Origin of the sequence: Leclercia adecarboxylata (genome assembly GCF_006171285.1) — a bacterium.
GTDB classification, from domain to species: Bacteria; Pseudomonadota; Gammaproteobacteria; order Enterobacterales; family Enterobacteriaceae; genus Enterobacter; species Enterobacter barmai.
Genome location: NZ_CP040889.1, coordinates 1,326,913 through 1,349,424 on the forward strand (window position 1 = coordinate 1,326,913; position 22,512 = coordinate 1,349,424).

Sequence of the window (22,512 nt, forward strand, 5' to 3'; positions counted from 1 at the left end):
GGCGTACATCATCAATGGAACGTGCATGGGCAATAATATGACGTTTTTTACCCCTAAAAACACCGCGCTTCTGGTCAGCGGCGTAATACTCGGCGGGATACTTTCAGCGGGTGTGTCCTCTTATTTTTCAGCAGCACATTCAACGGCTGATGTTCCTCATGATGCAGAACACGCCTCGCGGAAAGTGCTGTTCTGGTATGACCCGATGTATCCAAATACCCGTTTCGACAAGCCCGGCAAATCGCCGTTTATGGATATGGATCTGGTACCAAAATACGCCGATGGCGATGCGGAAGCCGCCGCTGCGCCGGGGATCCGCATCGATCCCACTCAGACCCAGAATCTCGGCGTCAAGACAGAGCCCGTTCGCCGCGGGTCGCTGGAATATCGCCAGACTTACCCGGCAAACGTCAGCTACAACGATTACCAGATTGCGATTATCCAGGCGCGGTCGGCCGGTTTTATCGAGAAAGTGTACCCCCTCACCGTCGGGGATAAAGTGCAAAAAGGCGCGCCGCTGGTGGAGCTCACCATCCCGGAGTGGGTTGAAGCGCAAAGTGAATATTTACTGCTGCGTGACACCGGCGGAACCGGCACCCAGACCGAAGGCATTCTTGAGCGCCTGCGGCTGGCGGGTATGCCTGATGAGGATATTCGTCGCCTGAAAGCGAGCCGTAAAATCCAGACCCGGTTTACCCTGAAAGCGCCGATTGATGGCGTCATTACTGCCTTTGACCTGCGCACCGGGATGAACATCGCCAAAGACAATATTGTCGCCAAAATCCAGGGGATGGATCCCGTGTGGATCAGCGCTGCGGTACCGGAATCCATCGCATGGATGATCACCGATGCGTCACAGCTGGCGATTTCGGTTCCGGCCTGGCCGGATAAATCCTTCGCCATCAGGAAATGGTCGCTGCTGCCAAGCGTTGATGCCACCACCCGGACGCTGCAGCTGCGGCTGCTGGTGGATAACCCCGATGAGTCGTTGAAACCGGGCATGAATGCCAGGCTGAAGCTGAACAGCCAAAGTCAGCCCATGCTGTTGATCCCGTCTAAGGCGCTAATCGACAACGGTGACGAGCAGCGGGTGATCACCGTTAATGCCGACGGGCGCTTTGTACCGAAGCGGGTCCAGGTGTTCCATGAGTCGCAGGGGGTGACGGCGATCCGCAGCGGGATTGCTGAAGGGGAAAAAGTCGTGTCCAGCGGCCTGTTCCTGATCGACTCCGAGGCCAATATCGCCGGTGCCCTCGACAGGATGCGCGCGGCCGACACGTCAGCTCAAGGACATGAACAATGATTGAATGGATTATTCGCCGTTCGGTAGCCAACCGTTTCCTGGTCGTGATGGGGGCGTTATTTCTCAGTATCTGGGGTGCCTGGACCATTATTCACACCCCGGTTGATGCCCTGCCGGACCTGTCCGATGTTCAGGTGATTGTCAAAACACAGTATCCCGGACAGGCGCCACAGCTGGTGGAAAACCAGGTCACCTACCCGCTGAGCACCACCATGCTCTCGGTGCCGGGGGCGAAAACGGTGCGCGGCTTTTCACAGTTTGGTGATTCCTACGTGTACGTCATTTTTGAGGACGGCACCGATCAGTACTGGGCGCGTTCCCGTGTACTGGAGTACCTCAATCAGGTGCAGGGTAAACTGCCCGCAGGGGTCAGTGCCGAAATAGGCCCGGACGCCACCGGCGTGGGCTGGATCTTTGAGTATGCGCTGGTCGATCGCAGCGGCAAACACGATCTCGCCGAGCTGCGTTCATTACAGGACTGGTTCCTGAAGTATGAGCTGAAAACGATCCCTGACGTGGCGGAAGTGGCGTCGGTGGGCGGCGTGGTCAAAGAGTATCAGATCCTGGTCGATCCGCAGAAACTGACCCAGTTCGGCATCAGCCTGGCAGAGGTTAAATCGGCACTGAATGCCTCGAATCAGGAAGCAGGCGGCTCCTCGGTTGAGCTTTCCGAAGCGGAATATATGGTGCGGGCCAGCGGCTATCTGCAAAGCATTGATGACTTCAACAGCATCGTCTTAAAAGCCGGTGCCGAGGGTGTGCCGGTCTATCTGCGTGACGTCGCGCGGGTCCAGATTGGCCCCGAGATGCGCCGCGGCATTGCCGACCTCAACGGTGAAGGCGAAGTCGCCGGCGGCGTGGTGATCCTGCGTTCCGGTAAAAACGCCCGGGCGGTCATTTCAGCGGTAAAAGCGAAACTGGACAGCCTCAGAAAGAGCCTGCCAGACGGGGTGGAGATCGTGACCACTTACGATCGCAGCCAGCTGATTGACCGGGCGATTGACAACCTGAGCCATAAGTTACTGGAAGAGTTCGTGGTGGTTGCGCTGGTCTGCGCCCTGTTTCTCTGGCATCTACGTTCGGCGCTGGTGGCGATTATTTCACTGCCGCTGGGCCTGTGCTTTGCCTTTATCATCATGCATTTTCAGGGGCTTAACGCCAATATCATGTCGCTGGGCGGGATTGCTATCGCCGTCGGCGCAATGGTCGATGCCGCCATCGTGATGATTGAAAATGCCCATAAACGCCTTGAGGAGTGGGACCACCAGCATCCAGGGCAGAAAATGTCCAACGCCACGCGCTGGCAGGTGATCACCAACGCCTCGGTAGAGGTGGGTCCGGCGCTGTTTATCAGCCTGCTGATCATCACCCTGTCATTTATTCCCATCTTTACCCTCGAAGGCCAGGAAGGTCGTCTGTTCGGCCCCCTGGCCTTTACCAAAACCTGGTCGATGGCTGGGGCCGCGCTGCTGGCTATTATGGTGATCCCGGTCCTGATGGGCTTCTGGATCCGGGGTAAAATCCCGGCAGAAAACCGTAATCCCTTGAGCCGCGTGCTGATCCGCCTGTACCACCCGCTGCTGCTGAAGGTGCTGCACTGGCCGAAAGCGACCCTGCTGGTGGCGATGCTGTCGATCCTGACGATTATCTGGCCGCTCAGTAAAGTGGGGGGTGAGTTTCTGCCGCAAATCAATGAGGGCGATCTGCTGTATATGCCCTCCACCCTGCCGGGCATATCGGCCGCGCAGGCGGCTCAAATGCTGCAAATTACCGACAAACTGATCATGACCGTGCCGGAAGTGGCCCGCGTCTTCGGCAAGACCGGGAAAGCCGAAACGGCGACCGACTCCGCGCCGCTGGAGATGGTGGAAACCACCATCCAGCTGAAACCTGAAGATCAGTGGCGACCGGGGATGACGATGGACAAAATCATCGCTGAACTGGATAAGACCGTACGTCTGCCAGGACTGGCGAACCTCTGGGTACCGCCCATCCGTAACCGCATTGATATGCTCTCGACCGGGATAAAAAGCCCGATTGGCATCAAAGTGTCAGGCACGGTGCTGGCGGATATCGACGCCCTGTCGGAACAGATCGAAGTGGTCGCCAGAACGGTACCCGGCGTGACGTCTGCCCTGGCCGAACGGCTGGTTGGCGGGCGTTACCTGAACGTCGATATTCAGCGTGAGAAAGCCGCTCGTTACGGCATGACCCCCGCTGACGTGCAGCTGTTTATCACCTCTGCGGTTGGCGGGGCGATGGTCGGCGAAACGGTGGAAGGCATCGAGCGCTATCCGATTAACATCCGCTATCCGCAACGTTATCGCGACAGCCTGGAGCAGCTGCGCCAGTTGCCGATCCTGACCCCGATGAAACAGCAAATTACGCTGGCGGATGTCGCCGAGGTGAAGGTGACGTCCGGGCCGTCGATGCTGAAAAGTGAAAATGCCCGGCCCACAGGCTGGATCTATATCGATTCCCGCGATCGCGACATGCTGTCGGTCGTGAACGATCTCAAAAAAGCGATCGCCGAAAACGTGCAGCTCACGCCGGGCACCAGCGTGACCTTCTCCGGTCAGTTTGAGTATATGGAGCGCGCCAGCCAGAAGCTGAAACTGATGGTACCCATGACGCTGATGATCATCTTTATACTGCTGTATCTGGCCTTCCGCCGCGTTGGCGAAGCCTTGCTGATCATCACCAGCGTGCCTTTTGCGCTGGTGGGGGGGATCTGGTTCCTCTACTGGATGGGGTTTCATCTGTCGGTCGCCACCGGTACCGGGTTTATTGCGCTGGCCGGGGTCGCCGCAGAGTTTGGCGTGGTGATGCTGATGTATCTGCGCCATGCCATTGAGGCGGATCCTTCCCTGGACAATCCGCGCACCTTCAGCGCCGAAAAACTGGATGCGGCGCTGTATCAGGGTGCGGTTCTGCGCGTGCGGCCTAAGGCGATGACGGTAGCGGTGATCATTGCCGGGTTACTGCCCATTTTATGGGGCACCGGGGCCGGCTCAGAGGTCATGAGCCGGATTGCCGCCCCGATGATTGGCGGGATGATTACCGCTCCGCTGCTGTCGCTGTTTATCATCCCGGCGGCCTATAAACTGATGTGGCTGCGCAGATCCCGCCGCACCGGGGGTTAACCGGGTTGTCCCAGGGCCTGAACCCGTTTTCGGTATTCCCCAGGGGTGCAACCGAACGCCCGGGTGAAGGCCTTATGAAACGACGATTCACTGGCATAGCCCACCGACTCGGCAATCAACAGGATTGACCGCGAATCGCGTGACAGGGCCTGGGCAGCAATCTGCATCCGCAGGGTTGTCAGCACCGCCAGGGGCGTTGAATCAGACACCTCGCGAAAAAGCTGGGCAAAGCTGGCGCGTGACATATGTACCCGACCTGCCAGCGCTTCAACGGTCAGGGGTGGGAGGGCTGTTCCAGCATCTGGAAGATCACCGTGCCAAGCCGGGGATGCAGCAGCAGATTCAGCACGTTTTTCTCGGACGAGGCGTTGTGGGTCAGCCAGTCACGCACCGCGAGCGCAAACAGCGCCGCCCCCTGCTGGCTGCACAGCAGGTTCGAGCCGGGCCGATCCGCGCTGGACTCCTGCTGCATCAGGGCGATTGCCGCCTGCAACCAGCGAAACGTGGTGCTGTCAGCATCCGGCGCCAGCCACAAGGCTTCTGGCAGTGCCGTCAGGAAATAACGCGCCGAAGGCTGGAGCTGCAAACTGCCGCAGACGATAAAGGTCCGCGCCTCCCCTTTCTGGCTCAAACGATGGGCGGAATTCTGCGGCAGGATCACCACCCTTCCCGGGCGCAGGGTGTAAATCTCACCAGAAGGTAACTCCACCTCGGCACCGCCCTCGGTAACCGTATGCCAGCGAATGACCGCAAGATCGCCTGCGGCATGGGGCAGTTGCCAGTCGTGACTCAGATGGCAGTTTTTATCGATACTCCCTTCGGCTGCATTAAGGATCAGCAAACGGCTTAGCGCATCCATACCGGACTCCTGAACAGGAAATTAAGGCCTGGATTATACATTAAGAGCCAATTAAAAGACGATTGGACAGTATTACCAGCGTTACGGAGAAGCGGCTTTTTAACCCTCGTCGGTATACTTCTCACATCAAATATTCATCCAGACACGTGGAGAGACGCTGTGGAACAGTATCAGGCAATCATTATCGGATTTGGCAAGGCGGGGAAAACCCTGGCAGCAACCCTGGCAAAAGAGGGGTGGAAAGTGGCGATCGTTGAACAGTCCAGTTCAATGTACGGCGGAACCTGCATCAATATCGGCTGTATCCCAACCAAGACCCTGGTTCATGGCGCGCAACAGAAACACGGCTTTGCCGCAGCAATGGAACGTAAATCCTCTGTGGTGGAATTTTTACGTGAGAAAAATTACGTCAATCTGACGCAGTCAGAGAACGTTGACATCATTGATGGGCGGGCTGAGTTTATCGATAACACCAGCGTTCGCGTGTATCAGGATGACGGGGTGATTGAACTTAAGGGTGACAAGATATTCATTAATACTGGCGCGCAATCTGTCGTCCCGGATATCGACGGGATCACCACCACGCCCGGCGTGTATGACAGCACCGGACTGCTCAATTTGACCACCCAGCCAGAGCACCTCGGCATTCTCGGTGGGGGGTACATCGGAGTGGAATTCGCGTCGATTTTTGCCAACTTTGGCAGCAAAGTGACCATCTACGAAGCGGCTCCCCTGTTCCTGCCGCGCGAAGATCGTGATGTCGCCGATGCCATAGCAGCCCTGCTGCGTGATGATGGCGTCCGCATTATCCTCAATGCCCGGGTGCAGGCGCTTTCTTCCCGGGAGGGTCGCGTACTCATCCATACGCCAGAGGGGGTTGATGACGTTGACGCATTGCTGGTCGCTTCCGGGCGCAAACCGGCCACGGAACAGCTGCAGTTGCAGAATGCGGGTGTGGATGTCGATAGCCGCGGAGGCATCATCGTCAATAAATACCTGCGTACCTCTGCCGATAATATCTGGGCGATGGGGGATGTGACGGGTGGGCTGCAATTTACCTATATCTCACTCGACGATTTCAGGATCGTCCGGGACAGCCTGCTGGGTGAAGGGAAGCGCACAACGGACGATCGCCAGAACGTGCCTTACTCGGTGTTTATGACGCCCCCGCTTTCACGGGTGGGTATGACGGAGGAGCAGGCGCGCGCCAGCGGGTTAAACATCAAGGTTGCCACCCTGCCCGTTGCGGCTATCCCGCGTGCAAGAGTCATCGATGATACCCGTGGTGTGCTCAAAGCGGTGGTAGATGCGGACAGCCAGCGAATTTTAGGGGTCTCACTGCTCTGCCCTGATTCACATGAAATGGTCAATATCGTCAAAACGGCGATGGATGCCGGGCTGCCGTATACCGCTCTGCGGGATCAAATTTTCACCCATCCTACGATGAGTGAATCGCTGAACGATCTGTTTGCCGGCTTTATCTGCCCCTGAAAGCAAAAACCCTGCATCGCAGGGTTTTCAGATATCAGCCCTCGATATCCGCCAGGTCGCCCTTCTCCTGCAGCCAGTTGCGGCGGTCTTCCGAGCGCTTCTTGGCCAGCAGCATATCCATCATCGCGTTGGTCTGCTGCTCGTCTTCATCGCTGATGGTCAACTGCACCAGACGGCGGGTATTTGGATCGAGCGTGGTTTCGCGCAGCTGCAGCGGGTTCATCTCGCCCAGCCCTTTAAAGCGCTGCACGTTAGGTTTGCCCTTCTTGCGCTTGAGCTGCTCCAGTACGCCCGCTTTCTCTTCTTCCGTCAGGGCGTAATAGACCTCTTTACCGAGATCGATACGGTACAACGGCGGCAGCGCCACATACACATGGCCGTTTTTCACCAGCGTACGGAAGTGCTTCACGAACAGCGCGCACAGCAGGGTGGCGATGTGCAGACCATCGGAGTCCGCATCCGCAAGGATACAGATCTTGCCGTAACGCAGCTGGCTCAGATCCTCGCTGTCCGGATCGATACCGATCGCCACAGAGATGTCATGCACCTCCTGGGACGCCAGCACCTCATCGGAAGAGACTTCCCAGGTATTCAGGATCTTACCCTTCAGCGGCATGATCGCCTGATATTCACGATCGCGCGCCTGTTTGGCCGACCCGCCCGCGGAGTCCCCTTCGACGAGGAACAGCTCGGTGCGGTTCAGATCCTGCGCGGTACAGTCCGCCAGCTTGCCCGGCAGCGCAGGGCCGCTGGTGAGCTTTTTACGCACCACTTTCTTCGCGGCACGCAGACGGCGCTGGGCGCTGGAAATTGCCATTTCGGCCAGCATCTCTGCGGCCTGCACGTTCTGGTTCAGCCACAGGCTGAAGGCATCTTTTACCACGCCGGAGACAAACGCCGCGCACTGGCGCGAGGAGAGGCGCTCTTTGGTCTGCCCGGCAAACTGCGGATCCTGCATCTTCACGGAGAGGACGTAGGCGCAGCGCTCCCAGATATCTTCCGCCGACAGCTTCACGCCGCGCGGCAGAATATTGCGGTATTCGCAGAACTCACGCATCGCGTCCAGCAGGCCCTGGCGTAGGCCGTTAACGTGGGTTCCGCCCTGCATGGTCGGGATCAGGTTAACGTAGCTTTCGGTCAGCAGCTCGCCGCCTTCCGGCAGCCACAGCAGCGACCAGTCCACCGCTTCCGTATCACCGGCAAAATTACCGATAAAGGGTTTTTCCGGCAGGGTCGGCAGGCCGTTAACCGCTTCGCCCAGGTAATCGTTCAGTCCGTCCTGGTAGCACCAGCGCTGCTCGCTGTTGTTAACCTCATCCTTGAAGGTGATTTCCACCCCAGGGCAGAGCACCGCTTTCGCTTTCAGAATGTGCGTTAAGCGTGAGACGGAAAAGCGCGGGCTGTCGAAGAAGCTCTCGTCCGGCCAGAAGTGGACGCTGGTGCCGGTATTGCGTTTGCCGCAGGTACCGATCACCTTCAAATCCTGCACTTTATCGCCGTTCTCGAAAGCGATGTTGTAGACCTGGCCGTCGCGCTTAACGGTCACTTCAACCCGTTTTGACAGGGCGTTGACCACGGAGATACCTACCCCGTGCAGACCACCCGAGAACTGGTAATTTTTGTTGGAGAACTTACCGCCCGCGTGCAGGCGGCAGAGGATCAGCTCAACGGCCGGCACACCCTCTTCCGGGTGGATATCGACAGGCATGCCGCGGCCGTCGTCGATCACTTCCAGCGACTGGTCGGCATGCAGGATAACGTCAACGCGTTTGGCATGACCCGCCAGCGCTTCGTCAACACTGTTATCAATAACTTCCTGGCCCAGATGGTTTGGGCGCGTAGTATCGGTGTACATCCCCGGACGGCGGCGAACCGGCTCAAGCCCGGTGAGTACCTCAATGGCATCAGCGTTATAGGTTTGCGTCATGATTTAAACTAGCAATTCGCAGCGATTGTCAGAGGCTGTGCAGACCAAGGAAATCGACAATCTGGGTGAAATGATCCTCAAAGCCCGTGAAGGCATGATTACCGCCCTCTTCTACAGTCTGGCGGCAGGAGGCGTAATACGCCACTGCCTGGCGATAATCCAGCACTTCATCACCCGTCTGTTGCAGCAGCCAGATGAGATCTGGCGCTTCCAGCGGATCAATCTGCATAACTTTGAGGTCGTAAATATGGCGAGACTCTAGCACATATTGCTGTCCGGTGTAGGGGTTCTCGTTGTGGCCGAGATAGCCCACCAGCAGCTCAAAAGGCCGCACCGCCGGGTTTACCACCACAGCAGGGACCATAAAGCACTGGGACAGCCAGGTGGCGTAGTAGCCGCCGAGGGAGGAGCCCACCACACCAAAGGACTCGCCGCCGTGCGCCATGACGATGGCCTCCAGCATTTCGGCGGCGTCTGCCGGGTACGGCGGCAGCTGCGGGACGATCATCTCAACGTGGGGATGATGCACTTCCAGCCATTGGCGAAACAGCGTCGCTTTTGCCGAGCGCGGGGAGCTGTTGAACCCGTGCAGATAGAGGAGCGCAGACATCAGTATCCTTCTGAAGCGGTATCCGGGCGGAACTCGGTGCCTTGCAGGCGGCAGACTTCGGTCGTCAACGAGCCGTCGGCATGCAGTTCCAGCCAGCGCCAGCCTGGCGCAATAGTATCAAGCGTGAAGTTTGCGCAGTGCGGTTTAAACTGCACGCAGGTAGAAGGCGTAGCCAGCAGGCGACGACCGTTCCAGTCGAGATCCTGCTCCTGGTGAATATGGCCGCAGAGTAAGTGCTTCACCCGGGGGAATTTTTCCAGCACCTGATCCAGCGAGGCAGAGTTGCGCAGGCTGTGCTGATCGAGCCAGCTGCATCCTGCCGGTAGCGGATGATGATGCAGTAAAAGCAGGGTGTGACGCGCCGGCTCGGCCTCAAGTTTCGCTTCGAGCCACTCCAGCTGAAAATCGCTCAGCTCGCCGTGCGGTACGCCGAAGACCTGGCTGTCGAGCAGCAGTATTTGCCAGTTGTCACCGGTGTAAACCCTTTTGGCTGGCGAAATGCCTGAATCCTGAAGCGCGCTGTACATCGCAGGTTGAAAATCGTGATTTCCGGGTAGCCAGACGCAGGGCGCGTTAAAGCTCGCGATACCTTCAGCAAAATGCTGATAAGCCGCGGCGGTTTGGTCCTGCGCCAAATCGCCCGTTGCGACTATCAGATCGCATTCGCGCTTCTGGGCATGAATGGCTTCCAGAACAGCCTGATAACTCTCCCAGGTGTTCACACCTAACAGGGTCTCATGCTTATTGGCAAACAGGTGAGTATCGGTAATTTGTAATACCCTGACTGGCGCCCCACCAGCAACAGTCAGGTTCAACAGGCTTTCCAAATGGTGTCCTTAGGTAGGTTTCACGACGCTAACAAACCGGAATCGCCATCGCTCCATGTGCTAAACAGTATCGTAGCCAGTCGGCCAAAAACTGATTAATTTGATGCTTTTCGTCACGTTGATGCAACTTTTTATTTGGGTAATCATATCGCGCTTTGAAGCGGAAGATCTGCTGACTTGAACACACTTCAGCGACCATCGCGTCGTGATACAGCCGCACCGTCATCGACGGTAGGCTCCAGTAGCTGATGGAAGGCGCCGTTTGTTCAATTTCCACCAGCGTAGTGTAACGGGTTGATTCTGTAATCGTTAACCGATACTGCGCGTTGCTCACCTGATAGCTCACTGTTTCGCCGGGCGCGTCGTTACGCGGCAGCAATCGGCGCAGCTGGGCGAAATTGGTTTCGCACAGGCGCATCATTTCAGGGAAGTCAGGTGTATAACGCTTCATTTTTTCCACTCGTTTCGTAAGTCCTGATAATGCAGCTGGAGCCATTGCAAAGCGATGACAGAAGCCGCGTTGTCGATTTTCCCCTCTTCTACCCATTGATAAGCCTGCTCCCGGCTTACCACATGAACACGAATATCTTCGTTTTCATCAACCAGACCGTGAATACCTTGTGCGGTCGTGGCGTCCACTTCCCCTACCAGAACCGATAAACGCTCGCTGGTGCCACCGGGGCTTGCCAGATAATTCGAAATCGGTTTTGTGCGCCCGACAATCAGCCCGGCCTCTTCCATCGCCTCACGACGCGCGACGTCATCCGGCGTCTCGCCCGCTTCAACCATCCCGGCCACCATCTCCAGCAGCCACGGGCTTTCGCTGGTATCCAGCGCGGCAATGCGAATCTGCTCTATCAGTACCACTTCGTCCCGCACTGGGTCAAAGGGTAGCAAGACTGCGGCATGCCCGCGCTCAAAAATTTCGCGCTTCACTTCGCCACTCATTTCGCCGTTAAACAGACGGTGGCGAAAACGGTACAATTCCAGTGAAAAAAATCCGCTGTAGAGCGTTTCTCGTGCAATAATTTCTACATCGTTTTTTGTGAAAGTCACTGGCATCTTTTCTGGTTTATGCATGTTTGCATCCTGTTATAAATGGTGACGTTAACGTGAAATTCAATTTTGCTTAACTGCGGTTTCTAACTCAGTATGGTAAATTGGTGCAAGTTACCGCCGCATGGCACGGAACGCCAACCTTTTGCAGTGGCGAAGTCTGCTAGAATCGGTAGATATTTTTTAATTAGATCAGCGCTAACAAAGAGCTTCACAACAAGGAAAGCAAATGAAGAAATTGCTCCCCATCCTCATCGGCCTGAGCCTGACGGGCTTCAGCGCGTTGAGTCAGGCAGAGGACCTGATGCAGGTTTATAAGCAGGCACGTCTGAGCAACCCGGAACTGCGTAAGTCCGCCGCCGATCGTGATGCTGCATTTGAAAAGATTAATGAAGCACGCAGCCCATTATTACCACAGCTGGGTTTAGGTGCAGATTATAGCTATAACAACGGTTACCGTGATGCTAACGGCGTCGATTCTAACGTAACCAGCGGTTCACTCCAGTTAACCCAGACGCTGTTTGATATGTCCAGATGGCGTAACCTGAGCCTGCAGGAAAAATCGGCCGGTATTCAGGATGTCACTTATCAGACCGACCAGCAAACGCTGATCCTCAATACCGCAACCGCCTACTTCAAAGTACTGAGCTCAATCGACACGCTCTCCTATATTGAAGCGCAGAAACAAGCCATCTACCGCCAGTTAGATCAGACCACCCAGCGTTTCAACGTGGGACTGGTAGCGATCACCGACGTGCAGAACGCCCGTTCACAGTACGATAGCGTACTGGCGAACGAAGTGACGGCGCGTAACGATCTGGATAACGCCGTAGAACAGCTGCGTCAGGTCACCGGCAACTACTATCCACAGCTGGCCTCGCTGAACGTTGATCGCTTCAAAGCCGAAAAGCCGCAGGCGGTGAATGCCCTGCTGAAAGAAGCTGAAAACCGTAACCTCAGCCTGCTGCAGGCGCGATTGAGCCAGGATCTGGCCCGCGAGCAGATCCGCCTGGCACAGGATGGTCATCTGCCAACCCTGAGCCTGAGCGCGTCTACCAGCGTGTCTAATACCAGCTACAGCGGTTCCAGAACCAGCGGTGCCCAGTACAACGACAGCGATGTCGGCCAGAATAAAATCGGCCTGAACTTCTCCCTGCCAATCTATCAGGGCGGCCAGGTTAATTCTCAGGTCAAACAGGCGCAGTACAACTTTGTGGGTGCCAGCGAGCAGCTTGAAAGCGCGCACCGCAGCGTGGTGCAGACCGTGCGTTCCTCCTTCAACAACGTGAACGCCTCTGTCAGCAGCATCAACGCCTACAAACAGGCCGTGGTTTCTGCCCAGAGCTCACTGGATGCTTCTGAAGCTGGCTACGCGGTAGGTACCCGTACCATCGTTGACGTGCTGGATGCGACCACCACGCTGTACAACGCCAAACAACAGCTCTCCAACGCCCGTTACAACTACCTGATTAACCAGCTCAACATCAAGCAGGCGCTGGGTACGTTGAACGAGCAGGATCTTCTGGCGCTGAACGGCTCTCTGGGTAAACCCATCTCCACTACCCCAGAAGTCGTGGCTCCGGAAAATCCACAGCAGGTTGCCTCTGCTGATGGCTTAACCGCAGCCGCTGCAAGCACCAACGCTAACTGATGATTATACCCGGCCGGGGCTCTCCTGGCCGGGTAGTATCGCGCTGTCCGACAAAAAAACGTAAGCCAACGTAAAGATCCCCCAGATTCGCCCCCATCGCTTCAATTTCCACCACTCATCCTCTATTCTGAGCCTTATTTTCTGTGTTTTACCACTGGGTCCTGGAAGACAATCATGAAACGGACAAAATCCATTAATCACGCGACGTTCCGCAAAAGCTGGAGCGCTCGTCACCTCACTCCTGTCGCCCTGGCGCTGGGCGCTGTGTTTATGCTGGCAGGCTGTGAGAAAACCGACGAAACGGTATCCCTCTATCAGAATGCCGATGACTGTGCTGCAGCCACCGGTAAAAGCGCGGAGTGTACCGCTTCATACAACAACGCCCTGAAGGAAGCGGAACGTACCGCGCCGAAATACGCCAGCCGTGAAGACTGCGTGGCGGAATTTGGCGAAGGTCAGTGCCAGCAGGCACCTGCTCCGGCTCAGGCAGGCACGGCACCTGAAAACCAGGCCCAGGCACAATCCAGCGGTAGCTTCTGGATGCCATTAATGGCCGGTTACATGATGGGCCGTCTGATGAGCGGCGGCGCAGGCTACCAGCAGCAGCCGTTGTTCAGTTCGAAAAACCCGGCCAGCCCGGCATACGGCCAGTACACCGATGCCAGCGGTAAAGGTTACGGCGCAGCCCAGCCAGGCCGCACCATGACCGTTCCGAAAACCGCCATGGCGCCAAAACCGGCTACCACCAGCACCGTCACCCGCGGCGGCTTTGGTGAGTCTGTTGCTAAACAGAGCACCATGCAGCGCAGCGCGGCCGGCACTTCAACACGCTCCATGGGCGGCTGATAATGGAACGAGTCAGTATTGTTGAGCGCCCGGACTGGCGCGAAAAAGCCACCGAATACGGTTTCAACTTCCACACCATGTACGGCGAGCCGTACTGGTGTGAAGATGCCTACTACAAGCTGACCCTCGCCCAGGTTGAAAAACTGGAGGAGGTCACGGCAGAGCTGCACCAGATGTGCCTGAAGGTGGTGGAGAAGGTGATTGCCAGCGATGAGCTGCTGACCAAATTCCGCATTCCGAAACACACCTGGGGCTTTGTGCGTCAGTCGTGGAAAACCAACCAGCCGTCGCTCTATTCCCGCCTCGATCTGGCGTGGGATGGTACCGGCGAGCCGAAGCTGCTTGAGAACAACGCCGATACGCCGACCTCCCTGTATGAGGCGGCTTTTTTCCAGTGGATCTGGCTGGAAGATCAGCAGAACGCAGGCAACCTGCCCGAGGGCAGCGACCAGTTCAACAGCCTGCAGGAGAAGCTGATTGAGCGCTTCGCTGAACTGCGCGAGCAGCACGGCTTCAACCTGCTGCACTTTGCCTGCTGTCGTGACACGGTTGAAGATCGCGGTACGGTACAGTACCTGCAGGACTGCGCCGCCGAGGCAGACGTTGCCAGCGAATTCCTCTACATGGAAGATATCGGGCTCGGTGAAAAAGGCCAGTTTACCGACCTGCAGGATCAGGTGATCAGCAACCTCTTCAAGCTCTACCCGTGGGAATACATGCTGCGCGAAATGTTCTCGACCAAGCTGGAAGACGCTGGCGTGCGCTGGCTGGAGCCGGCCTGGAAGAGCATCATCTCCAACAAAGCCCTGCTGCCAATGCTGTGGGAGATGTTCCCGGATCATCCGAATCTGCTGCCTGCCTACTTCGCGGAAGATGACTATCCGCAGATGGATAAGTATGTCAAAAAGCCGATTTTCTCCCGCGAAGGGGCTAACGTATCGATTATCGAAAACGGTAACACCGTGGAAGCGGTAGAAGGTCCGTATGGCGAAGAAGGGATGATCGTCCAGCAGTTCTGTCAGCTACCTAAGTATGGCGACAGTTACATGCTGATCGGCAGCTGGCTGATCAACGACCAGCCCGCCGGGATTGGCATTCGCGAAGATCGCGCGCTGATCACCCAGGATCTGTCGCGCTTCTATCCGCATATTTTTATTGAGTAGTTGATTTGCCGGGTGGCGCTGCGCTTACCCGGCCTACAAAACCATGCGAACCCGTAGGCCGGGTAAGGCGAAGCCGCCACCCGGCATTTATTGATTACCCCACCTGCACCGACAACATACTCAAACTGCCCATCTCGATGCCGTCCACCGGAGTCGTAATCGGTTCCTGACCATCCCACGCGCCTAAGATATAGAGCAGCGGCAGGAAATGTTCCGCCGTCGGGTTGGAGAGTGAACCGCCGTCGTGCGCGAGATAGTTCACCAGCGGATGTTCCTCTGCTGGCCCCTGCCAGGTCAGGTTTTCTTTTACGTAATCGTTGAACGATGTCGCCCACGGATATGGCGTGTTTTCACCATGCCAGCGGGCGGTGCGCAGGTTATGCACCACGTTGCCACTGGCCACCAGCATGATGCCCTCGTCACGCAGCGCCGCAAGCTTCTTGCCTGTCTCCAGGTGCCAGGCCGCGGGTTTGGTGCTGTCGATACTCAGCTGCACCATCGGGATATCGGCATCGGGATACATTTTTATCAGCACGCCCCAGGAGCCATGGTCAAAACCCCACGCCTCTTTATCCAGAGCGACCGGGACAGGTGCCAGCAGCTCCACCAGCTGCTGCGCCAGGGCCGGCGAACCCGGTGCCGGGTAGTGCGTGTCGTACAGCGCCTGCGGAAAACCACCAAAATCATGAATCGTTTTCGGCGCTTCCATCGCGGTGACGCCGGTGCCACGGGTAAACCAGTGTGCAGAAATCACCACGATAGCTTTCGGACGTGGCAACGTCTCTCCCAGATGACGCCAGGCGCGAGTATAGACGTTATCCTCCAGCACGTTCATGGGGCTACCGTGGCCCAAAAACAGCGCTGGCATACGAGAAGATGTCATGATGATATCCTTACACAAGATGTCGATTTGATAGCTTTACCTTACCTGTTATCAGGATAAGATGAACTCAGATAACCATGATGAAGATCATCAGGAAATTTGAATGTAAGGGATCTGTAAAGGCGCCTGGACCCGCTCGCTTTACGCGCGTTTAGCCTTTAATATGAATGAGAATCATTATCATAAGGAGAGGTGAATGTCAGTTCCCCTGATTCTGACTATTCTTGCAGGCGCCGCCACCTTTATCGGCGCCATGCTCGGCGTGCTGGGCCAGAAGCCCTCAAACCGCGTGCTGGCATTTTCCCTCGGCTTTGCCGCCGGGATTATGCTGCTCATCTCCCTGATGGAGATGCTACCCGCCGCCCTTGGCACCGAAGGTATGTCGCCGGTGCTTGGCTACGGGATGTTTGTCTTTGGCCTGCTGGGCTATTTTGCGCTGGACAGAATGTTACCCCATGCGCACCCGCAGGATCTGATGCAAAAAGGAACTCAGCCGCTGCCGCGCAATCTGCGTCGTACCGCGCTGCTGCTGACCCTGGGTATCAGCCTGCATAACTTCCCCGAAGGCGTTGCTACTTACGTGACCGCCAGCAACAATCTGGAGTTAGGCTTTGGCATTGCCCTGGCGGTGGCGTTGCACAATATCCCTGAAGGGCTGGCGGTTGCCGGGCCGGTCTATGCGGCTACCGGGTCAAAGCGTAAAGCGGTGTTCTGGGCAGGTATTTCCGGGATGGCGGAGATCGCAGGCGGCGTGCTGGCCTGGCTTATTCTCGGCAGCCTGATCTCGCCGATTGTGATGGCAGCCATTATGGCGGCAGTGGCGGGCATTATGGTGGCGCTGTCGGTAGATGAGCTGATGCCGCTCGCCAAAGAGATCGACCCGAATAATAACCCCAGCTACGGCGTGCTGTGCGGGATGTCGGTGATGGGGCTCAGTCTGGTGCTGCTCCAGACGGCAGGAATAGGATAAAAAAAACGCCGGGTTAACCCGGCGTTTTTTATGCTGCGTTATCAGCTGGCTTTGCGCTCGTTCGCCTGGCGATACGCCACCAGATCTTCGATAGTCACAACAGCCATGTTGTGTTTAACCGCAAAGTCGATGCACTCCGGCGCACGAGCCATAGAGCCATCATCATTGGTCAGTTCACACAGGACACCGGCGGGTTTGAAGCCTGCCAGCGTCACCAGATCGATAGTCGCTTCGGTGTGACCGCCGCGAGTCAGGACGCCGCCCGGCTGCGCGCGCAGCGGGAAGACATGGCCTGGGCGATTCAGGTCAGAAGGTTTTGCCCCATCGGCAATGGCGGCACGCACGGTGGTGACGCGGTCAGCGGCAGAGACGCCGGTGGTCACGCCGCTGGCGGCTTCGATGGTAACGGTAAAACCGGTACCGTAAGCGCTGGTGTTGTTCTCTACCATCATAGGCAGATCCAGCTGTTTACGGCGATCTTCGGTGATACACAGGCAAACAATACCGCTGCCGTGACGGATGGTCAGCGCCATCTGTTCAACGGTCATGGTTTCGGCGGCGAAAATCATATCGCCTTCGTTTTCACGATCTTCATCGTCAAGCACCATCACGCCGCGGCCTTCGCGAAGCGCAGCAAGCGCATGCTCAACACGGTCAGTAGAGGTACCGAAAGAGGAAAGGAGCGTCTGATTCATGGTAAAAAAACCTCATTAAAATTATGGTTACCAGAATCAGGGCAGTCTTAGGAGCGCCGTAGTACGGCAAAAAAATAACGTGAGCGGGCCTCGCCCGGCTGGTTCGTTACTCTCTCCCATCCGGACTTTAACCGTCGGCCCCGGAATTACACCGGATCTGCTGACCTTTGAGTTTGCACCCAAAGCGCTCGCGGGCTTTCAACATGGTGTTGATTTACCGCCGGTGGGGAATTTCGCCCCGCCCTGAGAATAAGCGGGATAACTATAACGCTAATGATTATGTTCGGCAACGCATAAGCTTCACACAATTCTGGTTTAAGGATCCCCGTAACGCGCTACAATGGTTCTAAACACCTTTTCTTCAAGGGAACTATGATGATCGACCCAAAAAAAATTGAACAACTTGCCCGCCAGGTCCATGAATCCATGCCAAAAGGCGTGCGTGAGTTTGGTGATGACGTTGAGAAAAAGATCCGCCAGGTGCTGCAGGCGCAGCTGATGCGTCTGGATCTGGTCAGCCGTGAAGAATTTGACGTGCAGACGCAGGTGCTGTTGCGCACCCGCGAGAAGATTGCCCTGCTGGAGCAGCGCCTGACCGAGCTGGAAAACCGTAATGTTGTTGATGAAGTAAAACCGGCCCCGGCGATCCCACCGGTGGACGATCAGGCTTAAGCCTGTAACGCCCGGTGGCGCTTCGCTTACCGGGCCTACAAGCTTATGTTGGGGTGAGGGCATCAGCCCGCACCGGCTACTTGCTGTCTTTCTGGATCTTCTTAATGATGTTGGTGGTTGAACACCCGTCCTCAAAGTTGAGCACCATCACTTCCCCGCCGTTAGCCCACACCTCTTCGCTACCCGCGATCTGTTCAGGCTTGTAGTCACCGCCCTTAACCAGCAGATCCGGCAGGATCCCGGCAATCAGACGCTGTGGGGTGTCTTCTTCGAACGAGACGACCCAGTCCACCGCTTCCAGCGCGCCCAGCACGATCATCCGCTGCTCAAGCGGGTTCACCGGACGGGTTTCGCCCTTCAGACGTTTGGTAGACGCATCGCTGTTCACCGCCACAATCAGGCGATCGCCCAGCTTGCGCGCGTTCGCCAGATAAGAGACGTGACCCGCGTGCAGAATGTCGAACACGCCGTTGGTCATCACCACTTTTTCACCACGCTTACGCGCGGCGGCAACGGCCACTTTCAGCTCGTCTTCGCTCATCACGCCAAAACCGGTATCGGCACGACCGCGCACCGCGTTTTCCAGCTCGATTGGCGAAACGGTAGAGGTACCCAATTTGCCCACCACAACGCCTGCAGCGGCGTTAGCAAAATAGCAGGCCTCTTCCAGGGTGTTGCCCGCCGCCAGGGTGGCCGCCAGCACGCCAATCACCGTATCGCCCGCACCGGTGACGTCATACACTTCCTGCGCCTGAGTGGGCATATGCAGCGGCGCTTTACCCGGCTGCAGCAGGGTCATCCCCTGCTCGGAACGGGTCACCAGCAGGGCGGAGAAGTCAAAATCGGCGATGATCTTCATGCCGCGCTCGACAATCTCATCCTCGGTTTTGCATTTACCCGCCACCGCTTCAAATTCAGAGAGGTTAGGCGTCAGCAGCGTCGCCCCGCGATAGCGTTCGAAGTCGGTGCCTTTCGGGTCGATCAGCACCGGCACACCGGCAGCGCGCGCCAGTTTGATCATCTGCTGAACGCTGGCCAGCGCCCCTTTCGCGTAGTCAGAGAGCACCAGCGCGCCGATGTTGCCCAGCGCCTGGTTGATGCGCTCGTGCAGCGGCTCAGGATCCACGCCTTCAAAGCCCTCTTCAAAATCGAGGCGGATCAGCTGCTGGTTGCGCGACAGCACGCGCAGCTTGGTGATGGTCGGGTGCGTCGGAACAGAAACGAAATCACATTTGACGTTCACATCCGCCAGCGTCTTGCTCAGCGCCCGTGCGGCGTCATCGATGCCGGTTAAGCCCACCAGACGGGAATGCGCGCCGAGAGACGCAATGTTCATCGCCACGTTTGCCGCGCCGCCAGGACGCTCTTCAATGGTATCCACCTTCACCACCGGGACCGGCGCTTCCGGGGAAATGCGGCTGGTTGGCCCATACCAGTAGCGATCCAGCATGACATCGCCAACAACCATAACTCCAGCACGTTCAAACTCTGGCAGTGTTACTTTCATTCCTGACTCCAGAAAGATTCACAATTTGCGCGCGATAATATCACACTTGTTTTGTTACGCACGGTTCCACCAGCCACTTCTGCCAGCAGGCGCGCACCAGCTCTCGCTCGGCGTTAAAGCAGTCGAGCGGCAGATGACCGGGCTGCTCCTGCAGCGCCAGATGGTGCAGCTCATCGCGCAGCGTGGTGTAAGCCCGGGTCAGCGCCAGCGCCTCGTGCTCGTCCATAATGTCGTTCTGAGCCAGCAGTTCCAGAATGCGCACGTTATCCGACCAGCGGGTCAGCTTCGGTTTGGCGTGGGCGTCGCGCAGCACCAGATACTGGGTAATAAACTCAATATCGGTGATACCGCCCTCATCGGCTTTAATATCAAAGCGATCCTTGTGTTTGTTCCCAAGATGGGCGCGCATTTTCTCGCGCATCTCGCGCACCTCGGTCTGCAGCGTCTGGCCCTCTCGCGTGGCGGTGAGCACGTCACGACGAATGGCATCGAACTGCGCTTTCAGCTGCGGATCGCCGTATACCACCCGGGCGCGCACCAGGGCCTGATGTTCCCACGTCCAGGCCTCGTTCTTCTGATACTCGGCGAACGACTCGGTGGATGTCACCAGCATGCCCGCCGCCCCGGACGGACGCAGGCGGGCATCCACTTCATACAGAATGCCCGACGAGGTGCGGGTGCTGAACAGGTGCATGATGCGCTGGGCCAGTCGCAGGTAGAACTGACGCCCGTCGATCTCACGCTCGCCGTCGGTCATCACATCCACCGGGCAATCGTGCAGGAAAATCAGATCCAGATCGGAGCTGTAGCCCAGCTCCCAGCCGCCCAGCTTGCCGTATCCCACCACCGCAAAGCCGCGCCCTTCCCGATCGGCCAGGTGCTTCGGCTGGCCGTAACGCGCCACCATCTGCACCCATGCCTGATGGACCACGGCATCGATAATGGCTTCCGCCAGCCAGGTTAAGTGATCGCTCACTTTCATTACCGGCAGCGTTCCGGCGATATCGGCAGCGGCCACGCGCAGCAGCTGCGCCTGCTTAAACTGGCGCAGCGCCTCCAGCTGTTGCTCTTCGTCCTCTTCCGGCACGCGTAGCAGATACTGACGCAGCTCGTCCCGGTAGGCGTCGGTCGCAGTCGGCTGATAGAGGGTGTTGGGATCGAGCAGCTCATCCAGCAGCAGCGGATAGCGCGCCAGCTTGGTCGCCACCATCGGCGAGGCGGCACAGAGCGAAATCAGGTGCTTAAGCGCGCCAGGGAACTCGCTCAGCAGCTCCAGATAGGTAGTACGGGTGATGATCCCGCTGAGCAGCGGAGTCAGGCGCGACAGCGGCACCGGGGCATCGGCGCGGGAGCAGACGTCGCTGAGCAGGTGCGGCATCAGGTGGTCGAGCACCTGCCGCCCGCGCGGGCCAATGGCGCGCTTGTTCAGCTCAAGGCGGAAGTCGGCAATCAGCGCCACCACCCGATGACGGTCGTCGTCACTTAAATGCGCCAGCACCGGGGTAGTGTCATCTTCCTGCAGCGCATCCTGCCACAGCTCGCGCCAGTGCTCGGACAGCTCATAATCCTGCGATTCGCTTTCATCGTCGCCGATCAGGTCGTTAAAAATACGTCGTACCGCTGCCATATGCGCATCCAGCGCGTCGGTCAGCGCCTGCCAGTCGTCCACGCGCATGCCCCAGGCGAGGCGGGCGCGATTGAGTTCATCCCCCGGCAGGGTCTGGGTTTGTTCGTCGTTAATGCTCTGCAGCAGGTTCTCCAGCCGACGCAAAAAGAGGTAGGCGTCACGCAGGATTTGCGCGTCGCCTTCCGCCAGCAGGTTAAGCTGCGCGATAGCCTCAAGCGTCGGCAGCAGCGAGCGGGACTGCAGCGACGGCTCGCGTCCGCCGCGGATCAGCTGGAATACCTGGACAATAAACTCGATCTCGCGGATGCCGCCCGCCCCCAGCTTGATGTTGTCTTTCAGGCCGCGACGCCGCACTTCCCGGGCAATCATCCCTTTCATGTTGCGCAGCGACTGAATAACGCTGAAGTCAATGTAGCGACGGAACACGAACGGGCGCAGCATGGCGCGCAGCTCAGAGGCATAGGCGCCGTCGTTATCGCCCATGATCCGCGCCTTAACCATCGCGTAGCGCTCCCAGTCGCGCCCCTGCTCCTGGTAATAGTCTTCCAGCGCGGCAAAGCTCAGCACCAGTGGGCCGCTGTCGCCGAACGGACGCAGGCGCATATCCACGCGATAGACAAAGCCATCCTGCGTGGGTTGATCCAGGGCCTTAATCAGCCGCTGACCCAGACGGGTAAAGAACTGGGCGTTATCCAGCTCACGGCGTCCACCGCGGGTGGTGCCCTTCTCCGGCCAGGCGAAGATCAGGTCGATGTCCGACGAGAAATTGAGTTCACCGCCGCCGAGCTTGCCCATCCCTAAAATCAGCAGCGGCTGCGGGGCGCCTTCATCGCTGCACGGCGTGCCCCATTCCCGGCAGCAGGCGTCGTACAGCCAGTCGCGCGCGGCGACGATCAGGGTTTCCGCCAGGTGACTTAACTGCTGCAACGTGCTCTCTTCACTCACCAGCATCAGCGCCTGCGCCCAGGCGATGCGCACCATCACCCGACGGCGGAAGTGGCGCAGCACGCGCATCAGCGCGGCTTCATCGCTGACCTCCGCCAGCGCGTCGCCTAACCACCGGGCGTAGTGCTGCCACTCATCCGCCTGGGGAGGCGCGGCCTCAAGTTCAGTCAGCCAGTCAGGATGGGCGGTGACGCTCTCCTGCACGAAGTCGCTGAACGCCAGCATCTGCCGGGCCTGCTCGCTTAATGACGAGGCGGGTAATGCTTCCGGCAGACGCTCACATACCGTCTGCCACTGCTGCTGTAAGGGTGAAGAAAGCGGCATCATGGGGGTTCCT

General features: G+C 57.7%; 17 protein-coding genes, 1 pseudogene and 1 riboswitch. Of the genes and pseudogenes, 8 read left to right on the forward strand and 10 right to left on the reverse strand.

From position 1 onward, the window contains the following. The first annotated feature begins 25 nt into the window (after positions 1 to 25). Positions 26 to 1,303 carry an efflux RND transporter periplasmic adaptor subunit gene (locus tag FHN83_RS08075; RefSeq protein WP_419146410.1) on the forward strand — a complete coding sequence of 426 codons (1,278 nt, stop codon included), beginning with the start codon at positions 26 to 28 and terminating at the stop codon, positions 1,301 to 1,303. Further along, complete coding sequence (locus FHN83_RS08080) at positions 1,300 to 4,446, forward strand: CusA/CzcA family heavy metal efflux RND transporter (RefSeq protein WP_139563637.1); 3,147 nt, start codon at positions 1,300 to 1,302, stop codon at positions 4,444 to 4,446. Before FHN83_RS08075 ends, FHN83_RS08080 begins: the two co-directional genes overlap by 4 nt. Here FHN83_RS08080 and rclR read toward each other — a convergent pair. After that, positions 4,443 to 5,305, reverse strand: a pseudogene (gene rclR / locus FHN83_RS08085) (reactive chlorine-specific transcriptional regulator RclR). The gene FHN83_RS08080 and the pseudogene rclR overlap by 4 nt on opposite strands. A gap of 159 nt (positions 5,306 to 5,464) precedes the next feature. Here rclR and rclA point away from each other — a divergent pair. Then, positions 5,465 to 6,796, forward strand: a complete 1,332-nt coding sequence (gene rclA / locus FHN83_RS08090; RefSeq protein WP_139563638.1) for a reactive chlorine resistance oxidoreductase RclA — start codon at positions 5,465 to 5,467, stop codon at positions 6,794 to 6,796. A gap of 34 nt (positions 6,797 to 6,830) precedes the next feature. On the opposite strand, the gene parE is transcribed toward rclA, so the two are convergent. Genes parE through nudF form a run of 5 tightly spaced genes read right to left on the reverse strand, consistent with a single transcriptional unit; the run spans position 6,831 to position 11,240 of the window. Further along, entirely contained in the window at positions 6,831 to 8,723 is a 1,893-nt protein-coding gene (gene parE, locus FHN83_RS08095) for a DNA topoisomerase IV subunit B (protein ID WP_139563639.1), read from the reverse strand. A 28-nt stretch (positions 8,724 to 8,751) separates the two neighbouring features. Continuing rightward, positions 8,752 to 9,333 (reverse strand): esterase YqiA, encoded by a 582-nt coding sequence (gene yqiA, locus FHN83_RS08100; RefSeq protein WP_039031771.1) that lies wholly within the window; start codon positions 9,331 to 9,333, stop codon positions 8,752 to 8,754. Next, a complete protein-coding gene (gene cpdA, locus FHN83_RS08105) occupies positions 9,333 to 10,160 on the reverse strand; it encodes a 3',5'-cyclic-AMP phosphodiesterase (protein WP_039031770.1) in 828 nt (275 codons plus the stop codon). Before cpdA ends, yqiA begins: the two co-directional genes overlap by 1 nt. Positions 10,161 to 10,188: 28 nt before the next feature. Then, positions 10,189 to 10,611, reverse strand: coding sequence for a DUF1249 family protein (locus tag FHN83_RS08110; protein WP_003862516.1), 423 nt, complete (start codon positions 10,609 to 10,611; stop codon positions 10,189 to 10,191). Beyond that, on the reverse strand, positions 10,608 to 11,240 hold the full coding sequence (gene nudF / locus FHN83_RS08115; protein ID WP_039031769.1) for an ADP-ribose diphosphatase: 633 nt from the start codon (positions 11,238 to 11,240) through the stop codon (positions 10,608 to 10,610). The genes FHN83_RS08110 and nudF overlap by 4 nt, the downstream gene beginning before the upstream one ends. Before the next feature lie 205 nt (positions 11,241 to 11,445). Here nudF and tolC point away from each other — a divergent pair, with 205 nt between their 5' ends. The 3 genes from tolC (at position 11,446) to FHN83_RS08130 (ending at position 14,876) form a co-directional block, all read left to right on the forward strand. Continuing rightward, on the forward strand, positions 11,446 to 12,867 hold the full coding sequence (tolC, locus tag FHN83_RS08120) for an outer membrane channel protein TolC (RefSeq protein ID WP_039031768.1): 1,422 nt from the start codon (positions 11,446 to 11,448) through the stop codon (positions 12,865 to 12,867). A gap of 174 nt (positions 12,868 to 13,041) precedes the next feature. Next, positions 13,042 to 13,713 carry a DUF1190 family protein gene (locus FHN83_RS08125; protein ID WP_138370236.1) on the forward strand — a complete coding sequence of 224 codons (672 nt, stop codon included), beginning with the start codon at positions 13,042 to 13,044 and terminating at the stop codon, positions 13,711 to 13,713. A 2-nt stretch (positions 13,714 to 13,715) separates the two neighbouring features. Beyond that, the gene (locus tag FHN83_RS08130; protein WP_139563640.1) at positions 13,716 to 14,876 is read left to right on the forward strand and encodes a glutathionylspermidine synthase family protein; all 1,161 of its coding nucleotides are present in this window, start codon (positions 13,716 to 13,718) and stop codon (positions 14,874 to 14,876) included. A 94-nt stretch (positions 14,877 to 14,970) separates the two neighbouring features. On the opposite strand, the gene ygiD is transcribed toward FHN83_RS08130, so the two are convergent. Then, complete coding sequence (ygiD, locus tag FHN83_RS08135; protein WP_139563641.1) at positions 14,971 to 15,759, reverse strand: 4,5-DOPA dioxygenase extradiol; 789 nt, start codon at positions 15,757 to 15,759, stop codon at positions 14,971 to 14,973. A 196-nt stretch (positions 15,760 to 15,955) separates the two neighbouring features. Between ygiD and zupT the strand changes: the two genes are divergently transcribed. Then, positions 15,956 to 16,729, forward strand: a complete 774-nt coding sequence (gene zupT, locus FHN83_RS08140) for a zinc transporter ZupT (protein WP_039031764.1) — start codon at positions 15,956 to 15,958, stop codon at positions 16,727 to 16,729. A 41-nt stretch (positions 16,730 to 16,770) separates the two neighbouring features. On the opposite strand, the gene ribB is transcribed toward zupT, so the two are convergent. Beyond that, the gene (ribB, locus tag FHN83_RS08145) at positions 16,771 to 17,424 is read right to left on the reverse strand and encodes a 3,4-dihydroxy-2-butanone-4-phosphate synthase (RefSeq protein WP_139563642.1); all 654 of its coding nucleotides are present in this window, start codon (positions 17,422 to 17,424) and stop codon (positions 16,771 to 16,773) included. A gap of 104 nt (positions 17,425 to 17,528) precedes the next feature. Then, positions 17,529 to 17,679, reverse strand: a riboswitch (FMN riboswitch). Between the two features lie 120 nt (positions 17,680 to 17,799). On the opposite strand from ribB, the gene ubiK reads away from it, so the two are divergent. After that, complete coding sequence (gene ubiK / locus FHN83_RS08150) at positions 17,800 to 18,096, forward strand: ubiquinone biosynthesis accessory factor UbiK (RefSeq protein ID WP_138370240.1); 297 nt, start codon at positions 17,800 to 17,802, stop codon at positions 18,094 to 18,096. 76 nt (positions 18,097 to 18,172) lie between these two features. On the opposite strand, the gene hldE is transcribed toward ubiK, so the two are convergent. Both hldE and glnE read right to left on the reverse strand, forming a co-directional pair. Beyond that, the gene (gene hldE / locus FHN83_RS08155) at positions 18,173 to 19,603 is read right to left on the reverse strand and encodes a bifunctional D-glycero-beta-D-manno-heptose-7-phosphate kinase/D-glycero-beta-D-manno-heptose 1-phosphate adenylyltransferase HldE (protein ID WP_138370241.1); all 1,431 of its coding nucleotides are present in this window, start codon (positions 19,601 to 19,603) and stop codon (positions 18,173 to 18,175) included. Positions 19,604 to 19,643: 40 nt separating this feature from the next. Further along, positions 19,644 to 22,502, reverse strand: coding sequence for a bifunctional [glutamate--ammonia ligase]-adenylyl-L-tyrosine phosphorylase/[glutamate--ammonia-ligase] adenylyltransferase (glnE, locus tag FHN83_RS08160; protein ID WP_139563643.1), 2,859 nt, complete (start codon positions 22,500 to 22,502; stop codon positions 19,644 to 19,646). Positions 22,503 to 22,512 lie beyond the last annotated feature (10 nt).